This is a genomic window from Halomonas maura, assembly GCF_030409305.1.
Classification (GTDB): domain Bacteria; phylum Pseudomonadota; class Gammaproteobacteria; order Pseudomonadales; family Halomonadaceae; genus Halomonas; species Halomonas maura.
On sequence record NZ_JAUFPQ010000016.1, the window covers coordinates 21016 to 45592 of the forward strand.

Sequence of the window (24577 nt, forward strand, 5' to 3'; positions counted from 1 at the left end):
AGATCATGAAGCATATCGAAAAGGGCGTCGGGCTGATGTCCGCGCCCCGCGACTTCATCCGCGATCTCAACGCCGACAACCTCAGCGCCGGCCTGGTGGCCGGGATCTTCGGCCTCAGCGCCGGTATCATCCATATCAGTGCCGGCACCGCCGCGGGGCTCCCGCAGGAGTTCACGCTGTTGTGGGTGATCAGCTACCTGATGATCAACGGCCTGTTCGGGCTCTTCCTGCCGGCCTACTATCGGCTGCCGCTGCCGATGGCCAACTCCATCCCCGGTGCCTTGCTGTTCGCGGCGATCATTCCCGTGGTCGGCCTCAACGAGGCCCTGGGGGCGACCCTGATCGCCGGGGCCATCTCGCTGGTCGTCGGCCTCGCCGGGATGATGAGCCTGGTCATGCGGCTGATCCCGATGCCGATCGTCATGGGCATGGTCGCGGGCATTCTGCTCAAGTTCGGCATCAACATGGTGATGCCGCTGCAGAACGCCATGCTGCCGGCCGCCGTGATGATCCTGTCCTTCTTCTTCGCGGCGCGCTACCTGCGTCCGGTGCCGCCGCTGGTCGTCACCCTGCTGGTCGGCGTCGCCTACATGGCACTGTCCGGTGCCGACCTGTCCAGCGTGGAATTCTCGGTCCGGTTCCCCGAGTTCATCATGCCCGCGTTCACCCTGGACGCCTTCCTGGCCTACGGGCTGCCGCTGGCGCTGATCCTGGTCGGCATGGAGACGCCCGCCGGCGTGGGCCTGGTCAAGGGCATGGGCTACAAGGAGGCGCCGGCCAACGCCATCACCGCCCTGGGCGGTTTCGGTACCATGGTCTCGGCCTTCTTCAACCTGCACAGCACCTGCATCGCGGCGCCGATGACCGGTATCTGTTCCGGGCCGGAAGCCGGCAGCCATGACAAGCGCTGGGTGGCCGCCGTCGTCGTCGGCATCATCTTCGTCGTGGCCGCGCCCTTCTACGGCTTCGTGTTCAGCCTGATCGAGGCCATGCCGTCATACTTCATCGCCATCATCGCCGGGCTGGCCCTGCTGCGGGTGATCGGCTCGGCGATGCACATGACCTTCTCCGGCAAGCATGAGGTGGGCGCGATGTTCTCCTTCCTGATCGCCGTATCGGGCCTGCAGATCCTCGGCATCGGCTCATCCTTCTGGGCGCTGGTGCTGGGCGCGGGGCTCTCGATGCTCGTCGAGTTCAAGGACTTCGACTTCGGCTTCGAGCGCCCACGGTTCCGGAAGGCCGGCTAGGCCCCGGCCTCCGCCCTGGTATCCTCCTTGGTCCGCGCCTGCGATGGCAGTGCGGGCCTTTTTTTTCCTTCGTCGGCGCCTCCGGGTGCCGCCTTGCCGTTTCACCGCCGAGGAACTCGCCATGCGACTCCATCAGGACTGGTCCCTTCCCGCCGTCACCGCCGGCTTCGTGGCGGTGCTGGTCTCCTATGCCGGCCCCCTGGCCATCTTCTTCCAGGCCGCCCAGAGCGCCGAGATCTCGGGCGCCATGATGACCTCCTGGGTCTGGGCCATCTCCATGGGGGCCGCCGTCTCCGGTATCGGGCTCAGCCTGTGGCTGAGGGTGCCGGTAGTCACCGCCTGGTCGGCACCGGGCACGGCGCTGCTGGTCACGCTCTTCCCGGAACTGTCGCTCGGCGAGGCGGTGGGCGCCTACCTCACCGCGGCATCGGTGCTCCTGGTGATCGGCATCACCGGCTCCTTCGACCGCATCATCCGGACGATTCCGCCGGGGATCGCCAGCGCCATGATGGCCGGCATCCTCTTCCAGTTCGGCGTCGGCGTCTTCGTCTCGCTGGAGTCGGTGCCGGCGCTGGCCATCGGCATGCTCCTGGCCTACCTGGTCTTCAAGCGCCTGACGCCGCGCTACAGCCTGGTGCTGCTGCTCATCGTCGGCGTCGTCCTGGCGGTCGTCCTGGAGGGGGCGAGCCTCGAGGGCGTGACGCTCGCGCTGGCCTCGCCCCAGTTGATCCGCCCGGAGTGGACCTGGCAGGGCACCCTGAGCCTGGCGATCCCGCTGGTGCTGGTCAGCCTGACCGGGCAGTTCCTGCCGGGCATGGCGATCCTGCGCACCTCCGGCTACAACACCCCGGCCAGGCCCATCGTCACCGTTGCCAGCCTGACCTCCCTCGCGACCGCCTGCTTCGGCGGCATCACCACCGTGGTGGCGGCCATCACCGCGGCGATCTGCACCAGCCCGGAGGCTCACGAGGACCCGGACAAGCGCTATGTCGCCGGCGTGGCCAACGGCGTCTTCTACCTGGTCGGCGGGACCTTCGCCGGCACCATCGTGGCGCTGTTCACTTCCTTGCCCGGCGAGTTCGTCGCCGTGCTGGCGGGTCTGGCGCTGATCGGCGCCATCACCAGCAACGTCAGCGCCTTTGCCGCCCAGAAGGATCACCTGGAGGCCTCGGTGATCACCTTCATCGCCACGGCCTCCGGCATGAGCTTCCTGGGGCTCGGCTCGGCCTTCTGGGGTGTGGTGGTCGGTGCCCTGGCCTACGCCCTGCTGCATCGGCCACTGGCCATCCCGCGTCGCCGCGCCGCAACGGAAAATACGCGGCGCTGAGCGTCGGCGGGTGCGTGGAACGCGCCGACTGCCGCCGCACGGGTTCTGGTGGTAGGCTCGCCATCAGCCCGGCCGACTGGTGGCCGCTGGAACAGCAGGGAGGAGACGGTGGAGGGAAGACCAGGCGCCACGCGGCGGCGGAGCATGATGGGAGGGTTGCGCGGACCTTGCCTGCTCGGCGTCGCCCTCGTCCTGACGGGCTGTGCCATGTTCGCCCCGGCGCCGCCCCGGGACCAGACCAACCTGTGCGAGATCTTCCGCGAGCAACCGGACTGGTACGACGCCGCCCGGGACGCCGAGCAGAAATGGGGCACGCCGATCTGGACGCAGATGGCCTTCATCGAGCGTGAGTCGTCCTTTCGCAGCCATGTAAAGCCTCCCCGCCAACGCCTGCTCGGCTTCATCCCCTGGACCCGGCCGTCGTCGGCCTACGGCTATGCCCAGGCCCAGGACCCGGTGTGGGGGGAGTACCAGGCGGAGGCGGCCGGCTGGTTCGCCAGCCGCAGCGACATGGACGACGCCACCGACTTCATCGGCTGGTACAACGCGCGCACCCGGCGCATGACGGGGGTGTCGCTGCACAATCCCGAGCATCTCTACCTGGCCTACCACGAGGGCCAGGGCGGTTACCGGCGGGGCAGCTACCGCAGCAAGCCCGGCGTGCGACGCGCCGCCCGGCAGGTTGCCGCGACCGCCGGACGCTATCGGTCCCAACTGGCCGCCTGCAAGGCCGAGTTCCGCTGCGATCGCTTCTACCAGGTCTGGCCGTTCTGCCGGGGCTAGCCGAGCGGGGGGAGGCGTTCGAGGTGCCGGGCCTCTCGTGGCACACTGTTCGCGGGTTCGCAGGCGGGCAGCCGCGTCCGCCGTGCAGGTCGATCGGCCCCTCCGGCCGCTGGTGGTACTAGTGAACGGAGGGGGCGGTCCGAGGTGCGTCCAGAACCCTGCGAATGACCGACACCATCAACGACGCAGAGGATGGTTCCTATGTTGCGTATCCTGGCCGGCATGGTGCTGGGCCTGGGCCTGCTCGGCGCGGGGGGCATGGCCTACATGCACAGCGGCATGTACAACGTGGCCGCCAGTGACGACCACCTGCCGCTGGTCGAGACGGTCCTGCATTCCACCATGCACGCCTCCGTGTCCACCCGGGCCGAGGACATCGAGGTGCCCGACCTCGACGACCCCGAGATGATCCGCCAGGGGGCGCGCGCCTACGAGGAGCTCTGTACGGCCTGCCACCTCAAGCCCGGACTCGACGGCACGGTGCTGCGGGCGGGCCTGAACCCCACGCCGCCGCGGCTCGCCGAGCCGGGCCATCGTTCGCCGGCGGAGCAGTTCTGGATCATCAAGCACGGTATCAAGATGACCGGCATGCCGGCCTGGGGCGAGACCCATGAGGATGCCGAGCTGTGGGAGATGGTGGCCTTCCTGCGGCGCCTGCCCGAGCTCTCCGAGCAGGACTATGCCGCCTCGATCGCGCCCGAGGCGCGGCAAGGCGCGGCCGACGATGGCCGTGATCACAAGCATGGCAAGATGTCGGCCATGGCGGGCGAGGGCGACTCCCGCGACGATCCGGCGCCTGCCGCCGGCCAGGCCCAGGCCGACGACGGCCATGACCATGAGCATGGCAACCTGCAGGCCATGGCGGACGACACGGCGGGGCAAGGGGAGGCCGGTGAGGGCCACCACGACGGGGCGGCCGATGACCACGGTGCCGAGGACCCGAAGGCCGATGACCACCACGAGGAAGAGGCCACCGCCCGGCCCGGGGACGGCCATCACGACGATGGCCATGATCACGCCCATTGAGGGCCGCCGGCCCTCGTAGCTTGCCAGGCGGCAACGGGCACGACGGTGCTGATGACGGCAGGCGATGACTCCGGTCATCGCCTGCCTGGTTCAGGGGGGCCGACCCCGAGGGCCGACTGACCTAGCGCTGCCCGAACATATGGCGGCGGGCCTCGTCGTCCAGCGGCTTGCCGGCATCGGGATTGACCTTGCGGGTCAACGCGTAGGCGCGCTGGGTCGCCGGCCGCTGCCCGATGCGCTCGAACCAGGCCTTGAGGTGGGGGAAGTCGTCCAGGTCCTGGCGCTGGTTCTCGTGGGGCACGATCCAGGGATACACCGCCATGTCGGCGATGGAGTAGTCGGCGCCGGCAATGTAGTCGCGCCGGGCCAGGCGCGTGTCGAGCACCCCGTACAGTCGTGCGGTCTCATTGACGTAGCGGCTGATGGCGTACTCCAGCGTTTCCGGCGCGTACTGGATGAAGTGATGGTTCTGGCCGGCCATGGGGCCCAGCCCGCCCATCTGCCAGTGCAGCCACTGCAGGGTCTTGGTGCGGCCCCGCAGGTCCTTTGGCAGGAAACGGCCGCTCTTGTCGGCCAGGTACTCGAGTATCGCCCCGGACTCGAAGAGCGACAGCGGCCCGCCGCCATCCTCCGGGGCATGGTCGACGATCGCCGGGATGCGGTTGTTGGGGGCGATGGCCAGGAAATCCTCGTCGAACTGCTCGCCCTTGCCGATGTTGACCGGCTTGATGTGATAGTCGAGCCCCGACTCCTCCAGGAACATCGTGATCTTGTGCCCGTTGGGCGTGGTCCAGTAGTAGAGATCGATCATGTCGGCTCCTCGTTACTCCTTCAGCATGGCGATCAGCCGTTCGGCCACCGGCTCGGAGGAGGGCGGGTTCTGCCCGGTGATCAGGCGGCCGTCCTGGCGGGTGTAGGGCGCGAAGTCCTCGGCCTTGGAGTAGTGGCCGCCGCGCGCGATCAGGGCGTCCTCCACCAGCTGGGGAACGACCTCGGTCAGGCCGACCGCCGCTTCCTCGCCGTTGGTGAAGCCGGTGACCTCGCGACCCTCGACGATGGGCCTGCCCGAGGCGTCCCTGGCGTTCAGCAGCACGATGGGCGCGTGGCAGACCGCCGAGACCGGCTTGTCCTGGGCCCAGAAGGCCTCGATCAGGCGGATCGAGTCGCGGTCGTCGACCAGATCCCAGAGGGGGCCATGCCCGCCGGGGTAGAAGACCGCATCGAAGTCGTCGGCGCTCATCTCGGCGAGCCTTTGGGTGGCGGCAAGCTGGGCCTGGGCCTCCGGGTCCTGCTTGAAACGCCGCGTGGCCTCGGTCTGGCTGTCCTCGGCGTCGCTCTTGGGGTCCAGGGGCGGCTGGCCGCCCTTGGGGGATGCCAGGGTGATCTCGGTACCGGCATCCTTGAGGGCGTAGTAGGGCGCGGCGAACTCCTCCAGCCAGAAGCCGGTCTTCTCGCCGGTGTCGCCGAGACGGTCATGCGAGGTCAGCACGATCAAGATCCGCTTGTTCATCGGTCTTTTCCTCCCGGGGGCCGGGACGTCGGGTCATGCGGCCCCGGCAAAAATGGGGTGATCCCGGTGATCTGGCACCGGGCGAGTCGAGTGGTTCCATCCTGGACGGCCCACATTTATTCGAAATAGCTCATTTTCGATACCAGGTATTAAAGAAATGAATCTCGTGGGTAAGGACCTCAACCTGCGGCTGCCAGGAGCGCAGCGTCTCGGCGGGCATCGATGGCTTCTTCGAGCTGTGCGAGGGCGGCGACTTCCTGTCGCGCGTGGACCGGGTGCACCTGTTCACCACCGATGACATGGAACAGCTGCTGCTGCCGCGGCTGCTGGAGGTGACCCGCCGGGAGGCCCCGAACCTGCAGCTGGTCACTCACAACACCCGCGGCGCCTGCCTGGCGCCGAGCTCGAGACGGGGGAGTGCGACATCGCCATCGCCGGCTTCTACGAGGACCCGCCGGGCAGCTACTTCCAGCAGCGCATCCACGAGGAGGGATTCGTGGTGCTGGCGGCACGGGACCATCCGCGGATCGGCGAGCGGCTGGACCTGGCGACCACCCTGACCGGCGAGCACCTGGTGACCACCCTGACCGGCGACCTGGACGGTCGGGTCGACAAGCGGCTGGGCGAGCAGGGCCAGGCCCCGGCGCATCGTGGCGGGCTCTCCAGCTTTACCGTGCCGCCGCTGCTGGTCGCCCAGAGCGACCTGCTGCGGACCTGCCTGAGGAGCGTCGCCGAGCAGGCGGTGACCCGCCATCCCGGCCTGGTGATTCACGAGTGTCCGCTGTCGCTCGGCCGGGTCGCGGTCATCCAGGTCTGGCACCAGCGGACCCATGACGACCGGCTGCGGGCCTGGCTGCGCGAGCGGATCCAGGCGCTGCTGGCGTCCGACGGCGAGTGACCCTGGAACGCCTCAGGTGCTCTCGCCGACCAGCAACTCGAAGCCGACATTGCACTGGCGTCGGGTGACCCGCTTGCCGTCCAGCCGCCGCAGGATCTGTTCGGCGGCTTGGCGTCCCATGGTTTCGCGGGGGGACTTGATCGTCGTCAGGCGCGGGGTGAGGTGCTGGCCAAGTGCCAGGCCATTGAACCCGGCGATGGCGATCTCGTCCGGTACCTTCAGGCCGAGCCGGAAGCCGTGCAGCAGGGCTCCGGCCGCCAGGTCGTCGTTGGCGAAGTGGATGGCCTCGGCGTCGGGATAGGCGTCACGCACCCGATCGAGCCCGGCGGCGCCGGCCTCCAGGCTGCCCAGCCGGTCCAGCTCGATGAGCGGCGCCTCGCGCCCGGCCGCCTCCATGACCTCCCGGTGGCCGTCGAAGCGCAGCCCGGCCCGGTAGTCCTTGTCCAGGCAGGCGCCGACGTAGACGATGCGCCGATAGCCACGCTCCAGCAGGTGGCGGGCCATGCAGCGGCCGGCCTCGCGATGGTCCAGGCCGACATTGAGGTCCAGGGCCTCGCCCAGTTCCATGACCTCCATCACCGGCTTGTCGCAATGCTCCAGCAGGTCGCGACAGGCCGGGGTATGGCGCAGCCCGGCGGTGACCAGCGCCGAGCAGGACCAGCCCAGGAAGGTCCTGACCAGGCGGTGCTCGCGCTCGATGTCGTAGTCGGTGTTGCCCAGCAGGATCTGGTAGCCCTGTGCCTCGAAGGTTGCCTGCAGGCCGCGGATCACCTCGATGAACACGGCGTTGGCCAGCGACGGCACGATCACCGCGATGAAGCGGGAGCGGGCGCTGGCCAGGCTGCCGGCGACGAGGTTGGGCACGTAGCCCACCCGGTCGACGGCCTCGAGGACCCGCTTGCGGGTTTCCTCGTTGACGCGCTCGGGCGCGTTCAGCGCGCGGGAGGCGGTGATGGAGGACACGCCGGCGGCGGCCGCGACCTCCTTGAGGGTCGGCTGGGCCGAACCGCGGCGGCGCCGTGTCCTGCTGGGATCCTGATTAGACATTGGTCACATCCTTGCACACTGGGCTTGCTGCGGGAAAGTCACTCGTCTAGAACTATGATAGCGCTAACATGATAGCGCTACCATAACGAATCACACGACCATCGGGAGATCGAAAGGTGAGTGACATTTCCGCAAGCGCGCCGCGCATCGGGGTCATCGGCCTGGGCGCCATGGGCATGGGCACGGCCACTGCACTCCACGAACAGGGGCTGGCGGTGACGGGCTGCGACGTCTCGGCTCCGGCCCGCCAGGCCTTCGCGGCCAAGGGTGGGCGTGCGGCCGCCACCCCTGCGGAGCTGGCCGCGCACTGCGACATCGTGCTCCTGGTGGTCGTCAACGCCGACCAGGTCGAGCAGGTGCTGTTCGGCGACCAGGGCCTGGTCGGTCGCCTCGCCCCGGGCAGCGTGGTGCTGCAGTGCGCGACGGTGGCCCCCAGCATCGCTCGCCGGCTCGGCGAGCGGCTGGCCGAGGCCGGGCTCGAGATGCTCGATGCGCCGATCAGCGGCGGGGCGGCCAAGGCCCGCAGCGGCGAGCTCTCGGTCATGGCCTCCGGGACGCCCGCGGCCTTCGACAAGGCCGCGGCGGCCCTCGACGGCATGGCGGCCACCGTGTATCGGCTGGGTGACGCGGCCGGCATCGGCTCGAGCATGAAGCTCGTCAACCAGCTGCTGGCCGGGGTGCATATCGCCACGGCGGCGGAGGCCATGGCGCTGGGTATCCGCCTGGGACTGGACCCGGACACCGTCTATGAGGTGATCACCCATTCGGCGGGCAACTCCTGGATGTTCGAGAACCGGGTGCCGCATATCCTCAAGGGCGACTACACGCCGCTGTCCGCCGTCGACATCTTCGTCAAGGACCTCAACATCGTCCACGACACCGGCCGCGAGCTGGCCATGGCGACCCCGGTGGCCGCCAGTGCCCTGCAGCAGTTCACCGCGGCCAAGGGGGCCGGCTTCGGGCGCGAGGACGACTCGGCGGTGATCAAGGTCTACGAGCGGCTGTCGGGCATCGCGCTGCCCGAGGCGGCCAACGACCCGGGGGAGGCGTGACCATGGCTATCGTGCTGGGCGCCATCGCCGACGACTTCACCGGGGCCACCGACCTTGCCAACAACCTGGTGCGCAGCGGCATGCGCTGCCTGCAGGTGATCGGCGTGCCGGAGCAACCGCTGGCCCTGGACGACATCGATGCCGTGGTGGTGGCGCTGAAGTCCCGCTCATGCCCTGTGACCGAGGCCGTCGAGGACTCCCTCGCCGCCCTCGACTGGCTGCAGGGTCAGGGCGCTCGGCAGATCTTCTTCAAGTATTGCTCGACCTTCGACTCCACGGACAAGGGCAACATCGGCCCGGTCAGCGAGGCGCTGATGGAGCGCCTCGGGGCGCCGCAGACCGTCATGGCCCCGGCGTTCCCGATCAACGGCCGTACCGTCTACCAGGGCCACCTGTTCGTCGGCGACCGGCTGCTGAACGAGAGCGGCATGCAGCACCATCCGCTGAACCCCATGCATGACGCCGACCTGGTGCGGGTGCTGTCCCGGCAGGCCTCGCGTCCGGTCGGGCTGGCGGCCCGCCCGGTGCTGGCCCAGGGCGGCGAGGCGACCCGCCGGCACCTGGACGCCCTGCGCGAGCAGGGGGTCGGCCATGTCATCTGCGACACCCTCGACGCGCAGGACCTCGCGGTGATCGCCGCGGCCGTGGTCGATCTGTCGCTGGTCACCGGCGGCTCCGGGCTCGGCCAGGCGCTGCCGGCGCAGTACCGGCGCCAAGGCTGGCTGGCCGAGGTCGCCGAGCCCGGCCGCCTCGCCCCGGCGGCGGGCAGCGCCCTGGTGCTCTCGGGCAGCTGCTCGCGGGCGACCCTGGGCCAGGTCGCCCATTTCCTCGAGCACCATCCGGGCCATGCCCTGGACCCGCTGGCCCTCGCCGAGGGCGAGGACCACGTCCAGGCGGCCCTGGCCTTCGCCCGGGAGCGGCTGGCGACCGGCGGGCCCGTGCTGGTCTATGCCTCCGCCGACCCGGCGCGGGTCCAGGCCGCCCAGGCGGCGCTCGGCACCGAACGAGCCGGCCAGCTGGTCGAGGCGGCGCTGGGGCGCCTGGCCCGCCAGCTCGTGGCGGAGGGCGTGGGGCGCCTGGTGGTCGCCGGGGGCGAGACCTCCGGTGCGGTGGTCTCGGCGCTCGGCATCCGCACGCTGCGCATCGGCGACCAGATCGACCCCGGGGTGCCCTGGACCCAGGCGCCGCTCGCCGATCGCGGGGCCCCGCTGTCGCTGGCCCTCAAGTCGGGCAACTTCGGTGGCCCGGACTTCTTCACCCGAGCCTTCGAGGTGCTGCCATGAGTTCCCATGCGATCAATGCACTGCGCGAGCAGATCGCCACCCTGGGCAAGTCGCTGTTCGACCGGGGCCTGACCATGGGCTCCAGCGGCAACATCAGCGTGCGCCTCGAGGATGGTGGCTGGCTGATGACCCCCACCAATGCCTGCCTGGGACGCCTCGACCCGGCGCGCATCGCGCGCCTGGACCGGGACGGCCGGCTGCTCGACGGCGACAAGCCGACCAAGGAGCACTTCCTGCATACGGCGATGTACGAGGAGCGCCCCCAGTCCGGCGCCATCGTCCACCTCCACTCCACCCATTCGGTGGCCGTCTCGTGCCTGCCCGACGTGGACCCCTGCGACTGCATCCCGCCGCTGACCGCCTACTACGTGATGCGGGTGGGCCGCCTGCCGCTGGTGCCCTATCACATCCCCGGCGACCCGGGCCTGGGCGATGCCGTGCGCGGGCTGGCCGGCCGCCACAGTGCGGTGCTGCTGGCCAACCATGGCCCGGTGGTGGCCGGCAAGTCGCTGGAGGCCGCGGTCTATGCCACCGAAGAGCTGGAGGAGACCGCCAAGCTGTACCTGCTGCTGCGTGGCCAGAATCCCCGTGGCCTGAGCCCCGAGCAGGTGGCCGAACTCGAAGCGCGCTTCCCGCGCGACTGACCCCACAGCGAGGACCGATCATGATCCGACTGGCCGCCAACCTCAGCATGCTGTTTCGGGAGCATGCCTTCCTCGACCGCTTCGCCGCGGCCGCCGCTGCCGGCTTCACGGGGGTCGAGTACCTGTTTCCCTATGCCCATTCCCCCGAGGCGCTGCGCACGGCACTGAAGGAGAACGGCGTCGAGCAGGTGCTGTTCAACCTGCCGCCCGGTGACTGGGAGGCGGGGGAGCGCGGGCTCGCCAGCCTGCCGGGCCGCGAGGCGGAGTTCCGCGATGGCGTGATCGAGGGGCTGCGCTATGCCGCGCACCTGGACTGCCCGCGCGTGCACGCCATGGCCGGACTGCTCCCGGAGGACGCCGATGCCGAGGTCCGCGAGGCCCATCACGCCACCTACCTGGCGAACCTGCGCTTCGCCGCCGGGGAGGCGGCCAAGGCCGGACGCGCCCTGCTGATCGAGCCGATCAATACCCGTGACATGCCGGGCTACTTCCTCTCGCGGCAGGACCAGGCCGTGGCGGTCCTCGAGGCCGTGGGCGCCGACAACCTGCGGCTGCAGTTCGACCTCTACCATTGCCAGATCATGGAAGGCGACCTGATCCGCCATCTCGAGCGGCTGCTGCCGCACATCGGCCACGTGCAGATCGCCGGGGTGCCGGAGCGCCACGAGCCGGACATCGGCGAGGTCCATTATCCGCCGGTGCTCGAGCGCCTCGCGGCCCTGGACTATCGCGGCTGGGTCGGCTGCGAGTACCGACCGGCCGCCGAGACCCGCGACGGCCTGGGCTGGGGGCGCGACTACGGGCTCCAGCCCTGACCGGCCGGACCGACACGACAACGACAACCTCAGGAAGCGAGAACCCATGCATATAGCGATCACCGGCGCCGCCGGCTTTCTCGGCCAGCGCCTCGTGCACCAGCTCCTCGATCGCGGCGCGCTCGATGGCACCGCGATCCGCCGCCTGACCCTGATCGACCAGGCCGAGCCGCCCGCCATCGAGCGGGAGGGCGTCGAGATCCGCTGCCTGGCGCTGGACATCAGCTCCCCGGGGGCCCTGGACCCGGTGCTGGAAGCCCGGCCCGACGTCATCTACCACCTGGCCGCGGTGGTCAGCTCGGCGGCCGAGGCGGACCTCGACCTGGGCATGCGCGTCAACTTCGATGCCACCCGGGCCCTGCTCGAGGGCTGTCGCGCCCAGGGGCTGTCCGCTACCCGCCTGGTCATGGCCAGCTCCGTGGCGGCCTATGGCGGCGACCTGCCCGAGGTCCTCGACGACATTGCCGCGCTGCACCCGCAGAACTCCTATGGCGCCCAGAAGGCCATGAGCGAGCTGCTGGTCAACGACTACAGCCGTCGCGGTCTCGTCGATGGGCTGGTGCTGCGCCTGCCGACCATCGTCATTCGCCCCGGGCGTCCCAACGCCGCGGCGTCGAGCTTCGCCTCCAGCATCCTGCGCGAGCCCCTGAACGGCGAGGAGGCCGTCTGCCCGGTTCCCACCGACCTGGACCTGTTCGTGATGTCGCCGGCCAAGGTGGTCGAGGCGCTGATCCACGGCGCCGAGGTCCCGGGCGAGGCGCTGGGCCCCTTCCGGGCCTTCATGCTGCCGGGCATCACCGTCAGCGTGGCCGAGATGCTCGAGGCGCTGCGCGAGGCGGCCGGCGAGGAGGCGCTGGCCCTGGTCCGCCACGAGCCCGATGCGCGCATCGCGGCCATCGTCGGCAGCTGGCCGGCACGCTTCACCAACGAGCGCGCCCGCCGGCTGGGCTTCCAGAGTGACAAGAACTTCCGCGAGATCGTCGAGGCCTTCCTGGACGAACGTGCCTGATCCCGGGACCACGCACCCCGGGATGTTTCCCCAAGCGTGTCAATGCCAACAGAGGTGACAACAATGACAGCCACTTTCGCACGCCGCACCCTGGCCACGGCCATCACCGGTGCCACGACCGCCGCGCTCGCCATGGGGGCCCTCAGCGCCCAGGCGGCACAGACCGTCAACCTGGGGCATACCCTCTCCGACAGTTCCCACTACTCGGTCGGGGCCGATGCCTTCAAGGAAACCCTCGAGCGCCTCAGCGACGGCGAGTTCGAGGTCGTGGAGCATCCCTCGGGCGCCCTCGGCGGCGAGCGCGCCATGATCGAGGGCCTGCAGATCGGCACCGTGGACCTGGTGATCACCTCCACCGGCCCGCTGGGCAACTTCGTGCCGGAGACCTACGTGCTCGATCTGCCGTTTCTGTTCGAGGACTACGACGAGGCCCGCTGCGTGCTCGACGGTGAGGTCGGCCAGGACCTGCTCGACAAGATGGGCGACCACGACCTGGTGGGCCTGGCCTGGTCGGAGAACGGCTTTCGCCACATGACCAACAGCAAGCGGCCGGTCACCTCCCCGGGGGATGCCGAGGGCCTCAAGGTCCGCACCATGGAGAACAAGGTGCACATGGAGGCCTTCGAGCAGATGGGGGTGCATCCCACGCCGATGGCCTTCCCCGAGGTGTTCACCGCCCTGCAGCAGGGCACCGTGGACGGCCAGGAGAACCCCATCACGGTGATCGTCGCCACCAAGTTCTGGGAAGTGCAGGACCATCTCTCGCTGACCGGGCATGTCTATTCGCCCGCCGTGGTGCTGGGCTCGCCGATCCTGCTCGACGGGCTCTCCGAGGAGGAGCGCGGCTGGTTCGAGCAGGCCGCCCAGGCGTCCGCCGAAGCCACCCGCGAGGAAGTGTCGCGTCTCGAGAGTGAGGGCGTGGAACTGCTGCGCGAGAACGGCATGACCGTGGAAACGGACATCGACAAGGCGCCGTTCCAGGAAGCCGTCAAGCCGGCCTACCAGATCTACACCGACCAGTACGGCAGCGAGATGCTCGACCGCGTGCGCGCCAGCGACTGCTGATCCGCTGAACCGATCCCCCGGCACCCCCAGGGTGCCGGGGCCCTGCTTCACTGATGGTGGCCACGATGCTGCAACTCTTTCTCAGGGTCGAGCGCCAGACCACCCGTCTGGCCCTGCTCGGCGCCGTGCTCATGCTGATCGTGTCGGTCACCCTGGGGTTCTACCAGGTGATGACGCGATTCGTCTTCGATGCCCCCTCGACCTGGTCCGAAGTGATCTCCCGCTCGGCCATGATCTGGTGTGTCTTCCTGGGGGCCGCGGCAGGCTTCCGGGGCGGATTCATGATGTCCGTGGAGGTCATCTACAAGCTGATACCGGGGCGTCGCCTGATCTGGCTGGAGGCCTTCATCGCCGTGTGCTGCGCCGTGGTGCTGGTGGTGCTGATCACCTTCGGCACCGCCATGATGCTGCGCGTCCAGACGCAGATGCTGTCGGGGCTCGAGGTCTCGATCTCCTGGGCCTATGCCGCCATGCCGGTGGGAGCGAGCTTCGCGCTGGTCGCAGTGGTCGCCCGGCTGCTCGCCCAGGCCACCGGCCAGGAGACCATCGGCCCGGTCGTGGAGGAGGCGCTGCCCGGCTCGCCGGCGGTGGCCGGCGAGGACGCGGCGCCCGAGACCGGCTCCCCCGATCAGGACGCCGTTACCCCCGGCAAGCTCAACGACAGGAGTGAACGCCCATGAATGCCGCCATCGGACTCTCGCTGATCATCCTGTTCAGCCTGGGGGTGCCCATTGCCGTCTCGATCGTGCTGGCCTCGATCATCGGCATCGAGTTCTTCTCGCGCCTGCCGCTGCTGCTGGTGCCCCAGCAGATGTTCGTGGGCATCGACAACTTCCCCCTCATGGCGATCCCGTTCTTCATCCTGGCCGGCAACCTGATGGCCGCCGGCGGGATCTCGCGGCGCCTGGTGGACCTCGCCAAGGCCCTGGTCGGCGGTCTCCAGGGCGGGCTGGCCATGACCTGCGTGCTGACCTGCATGATGTTCGCCGCGGTCTCCGGGTCGAGTGTGGCCACCACCTTCGCCATCGGCTCGATCCTGATTCCCGCCATGGTCAAGCACGACTATCCGCGCCCGCTGGCGGCCTCCATCCAGGCCTCCTCGGCGGAGCTCGGGGTGCTGATTCCGCCCTCCATCCCGCTGATCCTCTACGGGGTGAGCACCGACACCTCGATCGGCAAGCTGTTCATCGCGGGGATCGGGCCGGGGCTGCTGATCGGCGGCGCGCTGCTGCTGTTCCTGTACCTGTTCTGCAAGATCCGTGGCTACGGGCTGCGTGACCGGGAGGATCGCCACGACTTCCCGACCGCCTTCAAGCGGGCCTGGGCCGCGCTGCTGATGCCGGTGGTGGTGATCGGCGGGATCTATGGCGGTGTCTTCACCCCCACCGAGGCCTCCGCAGTGGCGGTGGTCTATGCCCTGATCGTGGGTGGGCTGATCTACCGCGAGCTGCCCCTGGCGGAGCTGTTCCCGATCTTCAAGGAGAGCGTGATCTCGACGGCGGCGGTGATGCTGATCATCGCGGCGGCGGCGCTGTTCAGCTTCCTGATCAGCCGCTCCGGGCTGCCGGGCGAGGTGGCGAGCTGGGTGACCGAGGTCTTCGACAGTCCCATCGCCTTCCTGCTGGCGGTCAACGTCATGCTGCTGGTGGTCGGGATGTTCATCGAGACCTCGGCGGCGATCCTGGTGCTCGCGCCGATCTTCACCCCCATCGCCGTCCAGTACGGCATCGACCCGGTGCACTTCGGCCTGATCATCGTGGTGAACCTGGCGCTCGGCATGTTCACGCCGCCGCTGGGCGTCAACCTCTTCGCGGCCTGTGCAGTGGCGCGGCTGTCCGTCGACCAGCTGCTGCCCTGGCTGATGCGGTTCGTGCTGGTGGTCCTGGCGTGCCTGCTGGCCATCACCTACCTGCCCTGGATCTCGCTGGGGCTGGTCGACCTGCTCTATTGACGACAACAACGATACGGAGTCCACCCCATGCCTGCTTTAACCGACATGCCGCGCCGCGAGGCCCTGATCGGCGGTGAATGGGTCGCCACCCTCGAGACCCTGCCGGTCGAGGCGCCCGCGCGGGGCGAGCCCATCACGCGCATTGCCCGCGGCCAGGCCGAGGAGGTCGACGCAGCCGTCAGGGCGGCGGGGGACGCCTTCGCCGGCCGGCTCGGGGACTGGTCATGCTGGAGTGCGCGCCGGCGCGGCGAATGGCTGCTGGCCTTCGCCGCCGCCATCGAGGCCGATCACGCACGGCTGGCCGCCCTGGAGTGTGCCGATACCGGCAAGCCGATGGCCCAGGCCCGCGGGGACATCACCGCCTGTGCCCGTTACTTCCGCTTCTACGGCGGGGCGGCGGACAAGCTGCATGGCGAGACGATCCCCTTCGAGACCGACTTCGCGGTGATGACCTGGCGCGAACCCTACGGGGTCTGCGCCCAGATCATTCCCTGGAACTATCCCGCCCAGATCTTCGGCCGCTGTGTCGCCGCGGCCCTGGCGGCGGGCAACACCGTGGTGCTCAAGCCGGCGGAGGAAGCCTGCCTCGGCGTGCTGCGCCTGGCCGAGCTGGCCACCCAGGCGGGCCTGCCGCCGGGCGTGCTCAACGTCGTCCCGGGCCTGGGACGCGAGGCGGGCGCCGCCCTGGCGGCCCATCCGCGTATCGATCACCTGTCGTTCACCGGCTCCCCCGAGACCGGCACCCGGGTGACCCAGGCGGCGGCGGAGCATCATGTGCCGGTCATCCTGGAGCTGGGCGGCAAGTCCCCACAGCTCGTCTTCGCGGATGCCGAACTCGAGACGGCGCTGGCGGCCGTGGTTCGCGGCATCATCCAGAATGCCGGTCAGACCTGCTCGGCCGGCAGTCGCCTGCTGGTCCAGCGCGAGGTGGCCGAGCCCCTGCTGGCACGTCTCGCCGAGCGCTTCTCGGCACTGCGCTGCGATGCCGGCGAGGCGGATGCCGACTGCGGACCGCTGATCAATGCCCGGCAGAAGGCCGGCCTCGAGGCCAGGCTCGAGGCCGCCCGTGCCGATGGCATTCGGGTGCTGGCCCAGGGGCAGCTGGCCGAGGATGCGCCTGCCGGTGGCCACTTCGTGGTGCCGCAGCTGCTGACCGACATTCCGGAAGGCCACGAGGTGCTGCGGGAGGAGTTGTTCGGGCCGGTGCTGGCGGTGCAATGCTTCGACGACGAGGCAGAGGCGCTCGCCCTGGCCAATGCCACCGACTTCGGGCTGTGCGCGGGGATCTGGACCCGGGACGGCGGGCGCCAGCTGCGCCTCGCCCGAGGCATCCGCAGCGGCCAGGTGTTCGTCAACGACTATGGGGCCGCCGGCGGTATCGAGTTGCCCTTCGGGGGCGTGGGGCGCTCCGGCCATGGTCGCGAGAAGGGCTTCGAGGGACTGCGCAGCTACACCCGGTTGAAGACCCTGGCCATCCGCCATGGATGATGAGGCCAGGCGCCTCGCCCACTGCCCAAGGAGACGGCAATGACCCATACAATGCGTGTCGGACTGATCGGCGTGGGCCTGATGGGCCACGGCATCGCCCGCAACATCCTCACGGCCGGGTATCGGCTGTGCTTCCTCGACCATCCCGGCAACCAGCCCGTGGACGATCTCCTCGCGGCGGGCGCCGAGCGCAAGAACCAGGGGCGCGAGGTCGCCGAGGCGTCGGACGTGGTCATCCTCTGCGTGACCGGCTCGCCCCAGGTCGAGGCGGTCTTGTTCTCGCCCGGAGGGGTGCTGGAGGGGCTCCGGGAGGAGGCCGTGGTGATCGACTGCTCCACCGCCCAGCCGAGCTCGACCCGTCGAGTGGCCGAGCGGGTGGCCGGGGCAGGGGGGCGCTTCATGGATGCCGCCATGACCCGCACGCCCAAGGAGGCGGAGGCGGGGCGGCTGAACCTGATCGTGGGTTCGCCCGAGCCGCTCTTCGCGCAGTGCCGGCCGCTGCTCGCGAGCTTCGCCGAGACCATCACGCATGCCGGCGAGGTGGGCGCGGGGCATACCCTGAAGCTGCTCCACAACTTCGTCTCGCTGGGCTTCTCGGCGGTGCTCGCCGAGGCCGCCGCTGCCTCGCGCGGGGCGGGAATCGACGACGGAGCCTTCCTCGAGGTAGTGGGCAGGGGAGGCGGTGGTGGGGTGATTTTCGAGCGCCTGCGCCCCTTCATCGAGACCGGTGACCCCTCCGGCTTCCGCTTCAGCGTGGCCAACGCCAGCAAGGACCTCGGCTATTACCATGCCATGACCGATGAACTGGGCGCGGCCCGGGGCATTGCCTCGGCGGTCGAGGGGCTGTACGCCGGCATCGAGGATCGCCAGGCCCACGTGCCCGAGCTGATCCGCCTGCTCGGGTCGCTGGGCGGAGGCCCGGACGCCGGTTCCGGAGAGAGCGGCCGGTAACGCTCCTGCCGGTCGGCGGCCCGCGGCCGGCAGGGGCCCTGGACAAGGATTCGGGTGGGTTGGGTTGATTTTATAGACAGTCGGTCTATATTGGGGGCATGACGCAAGCGACTTCCAAGCCACGTCGCGGCCGCCCCCCCAAGGTGCCCCGTGACGATCCCGATACCCGCGCGGCCCTGATCCGCAGCGGGCTCGAGGTCCTGACCGAGCAGGGCTTCGCCGTCTCCGGCATCGACGGCATCCTCAAGCGGGTCGGGGTGCCCAAGGGCTCCTTCTACTACTACTTCGACAGCAAGGAGGCCTTCGGGCGGGCGGTGATGGAGCACTACGGGGCCTACTTCGCCCGCAAGCTCGACCGCCACCTCCTGGATGCGTCGCGGTCGCCCCTGGCGCGCATCACCGCCTTCGTCGCCGATGCCAAGGCCGGCATGGCCCGTCACGACTACCGTCGCGGTTGCCTGGTGGGCAACCTGGGGCAGGAGGCCGGCGGCCTGCCGGAGGCGTACCGGCAGTGGCTGCGGGCGACCCTCGACGACTGGCAGCGGCGCCTGGCCGGCTGCCTGCGCGAGGCGCAGGCGAACGGCGACCTCCGTCAGGACGCCGATTGCGACAGGCTCGCCGAGGCCTTCTGGATCGGCTGGGAAGGCGCCGTGATGCGCGCCAGGCTCGAGGGCGGGGCGCGTCCCCTGGAAACCTTCATCACGACCTACCTGGAGGGGCTGCCCCGCTAGGTGGGATTTGCTTCATGCCATTTAATAGACGACCGGTCTATAAGGAGGAGTGAACGATGTTCAAGGCCATTCTGATCGACAAGCACGACGCGGGGCAGCAGGTGGCCCTCGAGATGCTGGACGAGGCGCGCCTGCCGGACGGCGACGTCACGGTGCGGGTCGATTGCAGCACCCTCAACTACAAGGATGCCCTGGCGATCACCGGCAAGGGCCCGGTGGTGCGCCAGTTTCCCATGGTGCCGGGCATCGACCTGGCGGGCACGGTCGAGAGCTCGACGGCCGACGCCTACCGGCCGGGCGATGCCGTGCTGCTCAACGGCTGGGGCGTCGGCGAGACGCACTGGGGCGGGCTGGCCGAGAAGGCCCGGCTGGACAGCCGCTGGCTGATTCCTCATCCGGCGGCCTTCACGGCCCGGCAGTCCATGGCCATTGGGACGGCCGGGTATACCGCGATGCTCTCGGTCATGGCGCTGGAGAAGCAGGGCGTCACCCCGGAACAGGGCGAGGTGCTGGTGACCGGCGCCAACGGCGGCGTGGGCAGCTATGCCATCGCGCTGCTGGCGCGACTGGGCTACCGGGTCATGGCCTCCACCGGTCGCCTGGAGGAAGCCGATTATCTCAAGGGGCTCGGTGCCGAGCAGGTGATCGACCGGGCGGAGCTGTCCGAACCGGGCCGCCCCCTGGCCAAGGAACGCTGGGCCGCTGCCATCGACTCGGTGGGCAGCCACACCCTGGCCAACGTCCTGGCCGGGACCCGCCACGGTGGCGCCGTGGCGGCCTGTGGGCTGGCCCAGGGCATGGACCTGCCGGCGACTGTCGCGCCCTTCATCCTCAGGGGCGTGACCCTGGTGGGGATCGACAGCGTGATGCGGCCCTATGCGGATCGCGTCGAGGCCTGGCGCCGGCTCGGCGAGCTGCTGGCCCCCGGGCAGCTCGACGCCATCACCCGCACGATCTCGCTGGAGGAAGCCATCGACACGGCCGGCGAACTGCTGGCGGGTCGCGTCCGCGGACGCGTCGTGGTCGACATGATGGACTGACGGCGTAGCACGGCGGGACGCGCTCCCGCCGTTGTGTTGCTGTTGACGGGCCCGTCGGGCCTCAGCGCAGCACGGCGTCCAACTGGCGTTGCAGCTCCTCGACGGATTCCTTCCCGCTGAGGGGAATACGGTAGAAGCGCTCATCGGTGCCGGCCATCTCGGAGAGCAGCGAACCCAGCCCCGTGGCACGGGTATCGCGCTGCACCAGCAGGTCGAGGCCATCCCCCCGGGTGGAGGGCAGGAAGGCGATCTCCGCCTCGTCCAGGTGACCGAAGCGGCTGCCGGGGGTGGGCTTGAATTCGAACTCCTGCAGGCAACCGGTGGCGGGGTTCTGGCGCGACAGCTCCAGTGGTGCGCCGCTCATCACGAAGCCCAGCGCCTCCATGGCCTCGAAGGCGGCGCGGTGGACAGGCCCCGGCAGGATGCGCAGGGGATCCTTGTCGCGCGGGTCCAGCGCCAGGGCGATGTCGGCCCGGGTGGCCACCCAGGTCTTGGGATGCTGGCGGCCTACCGAGAGGGGAGACAGCAGCGGCAGGGTGAGCTCGAAGGGGAGCCGGCGCTCCTCGCCGGCGGCGATGGTCATCGCACCGCAGATCTCTACCGAGGCCCAGGGGTGGCCGATCCTGACCTTCTTGTCGTCGACTTCCCTGATGGCCTCGCTGGCCAGGTCCAGGACCAGGGCGTCCAGGTCCTGGCTGACCTCGCCGCCCTGGATATGCACCTCGCCCTTGAGCACCCCGCCGGCCTCGGCGGTGTCGCTTTCCAGGAGGGTATCCACGCGGGCGCTGCCGATCCCGATGGCGGCCATGAGCTTGTCGAACATCCGTCGCTTCCTTCTGCTGGGTCCATGGGGGAGGCCCGAGTATAGCGGTCCCGGCGGTCAAGGCGACAACCCTGGCATCCTCGCCGATCTCGCGGCATCCTTCGGCCATGGACCACGATACCTCCGTACTGCCGGGCAGCGTGGAGCGCTCTTATCCCCTTCACTGCCTGAGCGACACTCATGACTTCCACCAGCTGCTGGTGGGCCTCGACGGCCGCGTGGACGTCGAGGTGGAGGGCCGTGGCGCCGCCGTGGCCCCGGGCGGTGTCTGCCTGATCCCGGGCGGGGCCACGCACCACTACCTGGGCATGGAAACCGGCAATCGCTGCCGGGTGCTGGACCTGCCCGTGGGCGACGACCGCCTCGATGCGCTCTTCGCGCGCATTCGTTTCCTGCGCCTGGCAGCCGACGAGGCGCGCCGTGCGAGCGATGCCGCCCTGCTGGCGCAGCTGACCGGGGCACCGCCGCTGGCGGGCCCGCGGCTCAACATGGCCCGGCTGACCCGGCGGGTGCAGGCCGACCCGGGGGCTGCCTGGAGCCTGGCGCGACTGGCCGAGGCGTCGCGCCTCTCGGAGCGGCAGCTGCGCCGTAGCCTGACCGCGCTCACCGGGCTGCCCCCCTGGCAGTGGCTGCAGCGCCAGCGTCTGGCCCAAGCCGCCCGGCTGCTGGACACCAGCGAGGCCACGATCACCGAGATCGCCCTGGCCTGCGGCTTCGCCGACGGTCCCCAGTTCAGCCGCCATTTCCGCCGCTGGCACGGCATGACGCCGAGGGAGTTCCGCCGCCGCCATCGCTGATGGCCGAAATCGACAAGCCGACGTCGTCGCCGGCGGTCACACTGCCCAGCTGACACCTGAGTGGAGATTCGCGATGTCGGCTGTTTCCCCTGCCGAGGCACGCCGCGCCACCCTGTGGGGCGCGACCACGCTGCTCAACTGGGCGACCCTGGCGCTGTTCACCCAATGGGCGGGCCCGGTGCCGCCCTTCCTGCTCACGGCCCTGTGCTTCGGCCTGGCCGGTGGCCTGGCGCTGCTGGTCTTCCTGGCCCGTGGCGAGAAGCGCGCCCTGGCCGAGGCCTTCCGCCAGCCGCCGGCGGGCTGGTTGCTGGGCGTGGGCGGGCTGTTCGGTTACCACCTCTGCTACTTCATCGCCCAGCAGAATGCGCCTGCGGCCAGCGCCGGGTTGATCAGCTACCTCTGGCCGCTGCTGATCGTGATCCTGGCCGGCTGGCTGCTGCCGGGTGAGCGCCTGAAGGGCATCCACCTGCTGGGTGGAGCCTGTGGCTTTGCCGGCGCGGCCCTGCTGGTGAGCCCGGATGGCCTCGACTGGGCGGGCGAGTACACCTTCGGCTATCTGGCGGCGCTGGTCGCGGCCTTCATCTGGAGCGGCTATTCGGTGGCCTCGCGGCTGCTGGCGCGGATTCCGACCGCGGCGGTGGCCTGGAATTGCCTGGGCGCCGCCGGTCTCGCGCTGCTCTGTCACCTGGCCTGGGAGCCTCGCGGCTGGCCAGACGGGGCCAACCTCTGGGCGATCCTGGCGCTGGGGCTCGGCCCGGTGGGCAGTGCCTTCTTCACCTGGGACCTGGGCATGAAGCGCGGCCACGTTCGCCTGCTGGGCCTGCTGGCCTATGCGACCCCCTTGCTCTCCACCCTGGTACTGATCGCCGCCGACCTGGCCGAGCCGAGCGCGAGCCTGTGGGTCGCGGCGCTGCTGATCTGTGGCGGGGCCCTGGTCGGCAGCGGGAGTCTGCGGCGTCGCCGTCCGGTCGACGAGGCGGGGGAGGCGACGCCTTAGGCGCGTGGCGTCGCGTCAGCGGGAGGCGTAAACTCGACCAGCCTGCCACCGGACAATGGTCGACGCCGAATCCCTATGAAGATCAGCCCCTTGCCCCCCCTGAACAGCCTGGTGGCCTTCGAGGCGGCGGCCCGGCACCTCAGCTTCACCCAGGCGGCCGACGAGCTTCACGTCACCCAGGGCGCAATCAGTCGCCAGGTGCGCAGCCTCGAGGACTATCTGGGCAAGCCGCTCTTCGCGCGGGCCAACCGCAGTGTCACGCTCACTCCCATGGGGCAACGCTATGCCCAGGCGATCCATCATGCACTTGCCGACATTTCGTCGATTACCGAGGAGGTGCGCAGCTGGAGGGGCATGCACCAGATCACCGTGGCCACCACCAGCGCCATGGCCTCGCTCTGGCTGCTGCCCAAGATCGCCGAGTTCCAGCGTGAGCACGAGAATATCGAGCTGCGCATCGTCGCCACCGAACAGATCCGCGACCTTTCCCGGGTGGAGTCGGACGTCGCGCTCTTCTACTGCCGGACCCCGCCCGCCACGATGCAGGCCACGACCCTCTTCCACGAGGAGGTCTTCCCGGTCTGCAGTCCCCGCTACCTGGAGCGGTTCGGTCCCTTCGCGGGGCCCGAGGCCCTGCTCGATTGCACCCTGCTGTCGCTGGAGGATGCCGACCAGGACTGGATGAGCTGGAAGCAGTGGTTCACCGAGGTGGGCGTGATCTCCCGCCTGCCGCGGCGGCGGCTCAACATCAACAGCTACTCGATGCTGGTGCAGGCGGCGATGATGGACCAAGGGGTAGCGTTGGGCTGGAGTCAGCTGGTCGACGACTACCTGGAACGTGGCCAACTGGTGCGGCCGGTGGAGACCGTGCTGCGAACCCAGGCACGTTTCTGCCTGCTCGAGCCCGGCGAGATGCGCTCGCAGCGACGCGGCGTGCGCGCCTTCCGCGAGTGGCTGCTCGACACCGTGCCCCGGGAGGTGGGGGACCTGGGGCTGACCTGACCCAGGGCCCCGCGCCGGGGGGCTGCCTCAGGGAGCCGCCGCCGGGGCGCCGCCGTGATCGAGGAACCACTGGCGGAACCGGCTCAGCGCCGGGTCGTCGGCCTTGTCCTCCCGATAGGCCAGATAGTGGCGCGTCTCCTCCAGGACGACATCCTGCTCGACCGGCCTGACCAGGCGTCCCTGCTCGACGAGCGGCCCCACCAGGTGGTCCCAGCCCAGGGCCACGCCCTGGTCATTCAGTACCATCTGGATCAGCAGGTTGTAGTCGTTGGCGTTGAAGAAGTGGGGGCCCTCCCGGGAGCGGTCCTCGAGGTCCAGGTTATGGATGGCCAGCCACACCCCCCAGTCCACATGTTCGGCGACCTGGGAACGTCCGTAGGGGCTCAGGTTGAGCAGCACCCCGTCCCGCAGTCCCTCGAGGGTGCGGGCCCCGGGGTGGGCCTCGAGATAGCGGGGCGTGCACACCGGATAGATGACGTCGTGGAACAGCGGCAGGCTGCGATAGCCCTCGCGCACCCGGGACATCTTGGTGATGAAGATATCGGGATGGACGCCCGGCTCCATGGAGAGGAAGTTCTGGGTCGTCACCAGGTTGAGGTCGATATCCGGGTTGGCGCTGAAGAAGTCGGGTAGCCGGTGCGACATCCACAGTGCCGAGAAGGCGGGAGAACAGCACAGGGTCAGGGTGCGCTTGGCCGAGGAGCCGTGGTCCTTGCGAATGCGATCCGCCGCCTGGGCGATGTTGATAAAGGACAGCTGGGCCGCATCGAAGAAGATCGACCCGGCGGTGGTCAGCTCCACCGAGCGACCCGCCCGTCTGAACAGCTCCGTGCCGAGATAGCTCTCGAGCTCCCGGATCTGCCGGCTGATGGCCGCCTGGGTCACGCACAGTGCCTCGGCGGCACGGGTGAAGTTCTGATAGCGGGCGGCCGCCACGAAGGACTTCACGGCCCTCAACGACGGCATCTTGATCAGTGTCTGGTCAGGGTCGGTGTGCTTTGTCATAACAAGAAGTCATCAACATCCTGAAAAAAAAGTCGATTTTGCCCGGATAGCGACCTATCTAGACTCGGGATACCAGACAACATGAT

25 protein-coding genes are annotated in these 24577 nt (G+C 69.5%); 20 read left to right on the forward strand and 5 right to left on the reverse strand.

Going from position 1 to position 24577, the window contains the following annotated elements; genetic code table 11:
- Positions 1-5: 5 nt before the first annotated feature.
- From QWY76_RS09330 to QWY76_RS09345, 4 genes are all read left to right on the forward strand, one after another.
- On the forward strand, positions 6-1247 hold the full coding sequence (locus QWY76_RS09330; RefSeq protein WP_290310889.1) for a benzoate/H(+) symporter BenE family transporter: 1242 nt from the start codon (positions 6-8) through the stop codon (positions 1245-1247).
- A 121-nt stretch (positions 1248-1368) separates the two neighbouring features.
- Positions 1369-2574 (forward strand): benzoate/H(+) symporter BenE family transporter, encoded by a 1206-nt coding sequence (locus tag QWY76_RS09335; protein WP_290310890.1) that lies wholly within the window; start codon positions 1369-1371, stop codon positions 2572-2574.
- Between the two features lie 147 nt (positions 2575-2721).
- A complete protein-coding gene (locus QWY76_RS09340) occupies positions 2722-3357 on the forward strand; it encodes a transglycosylase SLT domain-containing protein (RefSeq protein ID WP_435388974.1) in 636 nt (211 codons plus the stop codon).
- Positions 3358-3558: 201 nt separating this feature from the next.
- On the forward strand, positions 3559-4383 hold the full coding sequence (locus QWY76_RS09345; RefSeq protein ID WP_290310893.1) for a c-type cytochrome: 825 nt from the start codon (positions 3559-3561) through the stop codon (positions 4381-4383).
- 121 nt (positions 4384-4504) lie between these two features.
- Here the strand turns inward: QWY76_RS09345 and QWY76_RS09350 are convergent, their stop codons facing one another.
- A complete protein-coding gene (locus QWY76_RS09350; protein ID WP_290310894.1) occupies positions 4505-5194 on the reverse strand; it encodes a glutathione binding-like protein in 690 nt (229 codons plus the stop codon).
- Between the two features lie 12 nt (positions 5195-5206).
- Entirely contained in the window at positions 5207-5893 is a 687-nt protein-coding gene (locus QWY76_RS09355) for a type 1 glutamine amidotransferase domain-containing protein (protein WP_290310896.1), read from the reverse strand.
- A 430-nt stretch (positions 5894-6323) separates the two neighbouring features.
- Here QWY76_RS09355 and QWY76_RS09360 point away from each other — a divergent pair, with 430 nt between their 5' ends.
- On the forward strand, positions 6324-6791 hold the full coding sequence (locus tag QWY76_RS09360; RefSeq protein WP_290311055.1) for a LysR substrate-binding domain-containing protein: 468 nt from the start codon (positions 6324-6326) through the stop codon (positions 6789-6791).
- 12 nt (positions 6792-6803) lie between these two features.
- On the opposite strand, the gene QWY76_RS09365 is transcribed toward QWY76_RS09360, so the two are convergent.
- A complete protein-coding gene (locus QWY76_RS09365) occupies positions 6804-7838 on the reverse strand; it encodes a LacI family DNA-binding transcriptional regulator (protein ID WP_290310897.1) in 1035 nt (344 codons plus the stop codon).
- Positions 7839-7963: 125 nt separating this feature from the next.
- Between QWY76_RS09365 and ltnD the strand changes: the two genes are divergently transcribed.
- From ltnD to acuI, 12 genes are all read left to right on the forward strand, one after another.
- On the forward strand, positions 7964-8890 hold the full coding sequence (gene ltnD, locus QWY76_RS09370) for an L-threonate dehydrogenase (RefSeq protein WP_435388975.1): 927 nt from the start codon (positions 7964-7966) through the stop codon (positions 8888-8890).
- Between the two features lie 2 nt (positions 8891-8892).
- Positions 8893-10173: a 3-oxo-tetronate kinase gene (gene otnK, locus QWY76_RS09375; protein ID WP_290310900.1), complete on the forward strand. Its 1281-nt coding sequence runs from the start codon at positions 8893-8895 to the stop codon at positions 10171-10173.
- Positions 10170-10817 (forward strand): 3-oxo-tetronate 4-phosphate decarboxylase, encoded by a 648-nt coding sequence (gene otnC, locus QWY76_RS09380; protein WP_290310901.1) that lies wholly within the window; start codon positions 10170-10172, stop codon positions 10815-10817. Before otnK ends, otnC begins: the two co-directional genes overlap by 4 nt.
- 20 nt (positions 10818-10837) lie before the next feature.
- Positions 10838-11632 (forward strand): 2-oxo-tetronate isomerase, encoded by a 795-nt coding sequence (otnI, locus tag QWY76_RS09385; RefSeq protein WP_290310902.1) that lies wholly within the window; start codon positions 10838-10840, stop codon positions 11630-11632.
- A 46-nt stretch (positions 11633-11678) separates the two neighbouring features.
- On the forward strand, positions 11679-12641 hold the full coding sequence (denD, locus tag QWY76_RS09390; RefSeq protein ID WP_290310903.1) for a D-erythronate dehydrogenase: 963 nt from the start codon (positions 11679-11681) through the stop codon (positions 12639-12641).
- Positions 12642-12704: 63 nt separating this feature from the next.
- Entirely contained in the window at positions 12705-13706 is a 1002-nt protein-coding gene (locus tag QWY76_RS09395) for a TRAP transporter substrate-binding protein (RefSeq protein WP_290310904.1), read from the forward strand.
- A gap of 65 nt (positions 13707-13771) precedes the next feature.
- A complete protein-coding gene (locus QWY76_RS09400) occupies positions 13772-14386 on the forward strand; it encodes a TRAP transporter small permease (protein ID WP_290310905.1) in 615 nt (204 codons plus the stop codon).
- Complete coding sequence (locus tag QWY76_RS09405) at positions 14383-15657, forward strand: TRAP transporter large permease (RefSeq protein ID WP_290310906.1); 1275 nt, start codon at positions 14383-14385, stop codon at positions 15655-15657. The genes QWY76_RS09400 and QWY76_RS09405 overlap by 4 nt, the downstream gene beginning before the upstream one ends.
- Before the next feature lie 27 nt (positions 15658-15684).
- Positions 15685-17145: an aldehyde dehydrogenase family protein gene (locus QWY76_RS09410; protein ID WP_290310907.1), complete on the forward strand. Its 1461-nt coding sequence runs from the start codon at positions 15685-15687 to the stop codon at positions 17143-17145.
- 39 nt (positions 17146-17184) lie between these two features.
- Positions 17185-18096, forward strand: coding sequence for an NAD(P)-dependent oxidoreductase (locus QWY76_RS09415; protein ID WP_290310908.1), 912 nt, complete (start codon positions 17185-17187; stop codon positions 18094-18096).
- 98 nt (positions 18097-18194) lie between these two features.
- Entirely contained in the window at positions 18195-18827 is a 633-nt protein-coding gene (gene acuR, locus QWY76_RS09420) for an acrylate utilization transcriptional regulator AcuR (protein ID WP_290310909.1), read from the forward strand.
- A 56-nt stretch (positions 18828-18883) separates the two neighbouring features.
- Entirely contained in the window at positions 18884-19867 is a 984-nt protein-coding gene (acuI, locus tag QWY76_RS09425) for an acrylyl-CoA reductase (NADPH) (protein WP_290310910.1), read from the forward strand.
- A gap of 61 nt (positions 19868-19928) precedes the next feature.
- Here acuI and QWY76_RS09430 read toward each other — a convergent pair whose 3' ends face one another.
- On the reverse strand, positions 19929-20690 hold the full coding sequence (locus tag QWY76_RS09430; protein ID WP_290310911.1) for a sporulation protein: 762 nt from the start codon (positions 20688-20690) through the stop codon (positions 19929-19931).
- A gap of 107 nt (positions 20691-20797) precedes the next feature.
- Here QWY76_RS09430 and QWY76_RS09435 point away from each other — a divergent pair, with 107 nt between their 5' ends.
- The 3 genes from QWY76_RS09435 to gcvA all read left to right on the forward strand — a co-directional run bounded on the left by QWY76_RS09435 (position 20798) and on the right by gcvA (position 23486).
- Positions 20798-21487 carry a helix-turn-helix transcriptional regulator gene (locus QWY76_RS09435; RefSeq protein ID WP_290310912.1) on the forward strand — a complete coding sequence of 230 codons (690 nt, stop codon included), beginning with the start codon at positions 20798-20800 and terminating at the stop codon, positions 21485-21487.
- Between the two features lie 73 nt (positions 21488-21560).
- Entirely contained in the window at positions 21561-22484 is a 924-nt protein-coding gene (yddG, locus tag QWY76_RS09440) for an aromatic amino acid exporter YddG (protein WP_290310913.1), read from the forward strand.
- 75 nt (positions 22485-22559) lie between these two features.
- Positions 22560-23486: a transcriptional regulator GcvA gene (gene gcvA / locus QWY76_RS09445; RefSeq protein ID WP_290310914.1), complete on the forward strand. Its 927-nt coding sequence runs from the start codon at positions 22560-22562 to the stop codon at positions 23484-23486.
- 27 nt (positions 23487-23513) lie between these two features.
- On the opposite strand, the gene QWY76_RS09450 is transcribed toward gcvA, so the two are convergent.
- Positions 23514-24491, reverse strand: coding sequence for a LysR substrate-binding domain-containing protein (locus tag QWY76_RS09450; protein ID WP_290310915.1), 978 nt, complete (start codon positions 24489-24491; stop codon positions 23514-23516).
- Positions 24492-24577 lie beyond the last annotated feature (86 nt).

Bases quoted from the DNA above. Each gene is read 5' to 3' on its own strand.
- QWY76_RS09435 (WP_290310912.1), top strand. From the start codon at position 20,798: ATGGACCACGATACCTCCGTACTGCCGGGCAGCGTGGAGCGCTCTTAT.
- QWY76_RS09355 (WP_290310896.1), bottom strand. From the start codon at position 5,893: ATGAACAAGCGGATCTTGATCGTGCTGACCTCGCATGACCGTCTCGGC.
- otnI (WP_290310902.1), top strand. From the start codon at position 10,838: ATGATCCGACTGGCCGCCAACCTCAGCATGCTGTTTCGGGAGCATGCC.
- otnK (WP_290310900.1), top strand. From the start codon at position 8,893: ATGGCTATCGTGCTGGGCGCCATCGCCGACGACTTCACCGGGGCCACC.
- QWY76_RS09415 (WP_290310908.1), top strand. From the start codon at position 17,185: ATGACCCATACAATGCGTGTCGGACTGATCGGCGTGGGCCTGATGGGC.
- QWY76_RS09405 (WP_290310906.1), top strand. From the start codon at position 14,383: ATGAATGCCGCCATCGGACTCTCGCTGATCATCCTGTTCAGCCTGGGG.
- denD (WP_290310903.1), top strand. From the start codon at position 11,679: ATGCATATAGCGATCACCGGCGCCGCCGGCTTTCTCGGCCAGCGCCTC.
- QWY76_RS09345 (WP_290310893.1), top strand. From the start codon at position 3,559: ATGTTGCGTATCCTGGCCGGCATGGTGCTGGGCCTGGGCCTGCTCGGC.
- QWY76_RS09400 (WP_290310905.1), top strand. From the start codon at position 13,772: ATGCTGCAACTCTTTCTCAGGGTCGAGCGCCAGACCACCCGTCTGGCC.
- gcvA (WP_290310914.1), top strand. From the start codon at position 22,560: ATGAAGATCAGCCCCTTGCCCCCCCTGAACAGCCTGGTGGCCTTCGAG.
- QWY76_RS09330 (WP_290310889.1), top strand. From the start codon at position 6: ATGAAGCATATCGAAAAGGGCGTCGGGCTGATGTCCGCGCCCCGCGAC.
- yddG (WP_290310913.1), top strand. From the start codon at position 21,561: ATGTCGGCTGTTTCCCCTGCCGAGGCACGCCGCGCCACCCTGTGGGGC.
- QWY76_RS09335 (WP_290310890.1), top strand. From the start codon at position 1,369: ATGCGACTCCATCAGGACTGGTCCCTTCCCGCCGTCACCGCCGGCTTC.
- acuR (WP_290310909.1), top strand. From the start codon at position 18,195: ATGACGCAAGCGACTTCCAAGCCACGTCGCGGCCGCCCCCCCAAGGTG.
- QWY76_RS09365 (WP_290310897.1), bottom strand. From the start codon at position 7,838: ATGTCTAATCAGGATCCCAGCAGGACACGGCGCCGCCGCGGTTCGGCC.
- QWY76_RS09450 (WP_290310915.1), bottom strand. From the start codon at position 24,491: ATGACAAAGCACACCGACCCTGACCAGACACTGATCAAGATGCCGTCG.
- acuI (WP_290310910.1), top strand. From the start codon at position 18,884: ATGTTCAAGGCCATTCTGATCGACAAGCACGACGCGGGGCAGCAGGTG.
- QWY76_RS09340 (WP_435388974.1), top strand. From the start codon at position 2,722: ATGGGAGGGTTGCGCGGACCTTGCCTGCTCGGCGTCGCCCTCGTCCTG.
- QWY76_RS09410 (WP_290310907.1), top strand. From the start codon at position 15,685: ATGCCTGCTTTAACCGACATGCCGCGCCGCGAGGCCCTGATCGGCGGT.
- QWY76_RS09395 (WP_290310904.1), top strand. From the start codon at position 12,705: ATGACAGCCACTTTCGCACGCCGCACCCTGGCCACGGCCATCACCGGT.
- QWY76_RS09430 (WP_290310911.1), bottom strand. From the start codon at position 20,690: ATGTTCGACAAGCTCATGGCCGCCATCGGGATCGGCAGCGCCCGCGTG.
- otnC (WP_290310901.1), top strand. From the start codon at position 10,170: ATGAGTTCCCATGCGATCAATGCACTGCGCGAGCAGATCGCCACCCTG.
- QWY76_RS09350 (WP_290310894.1), bottom strand. From the start codon at position 5,194: ATGATCGATCTCTACTACTGGACCACGCCCAACGGGCACAAGATCACG.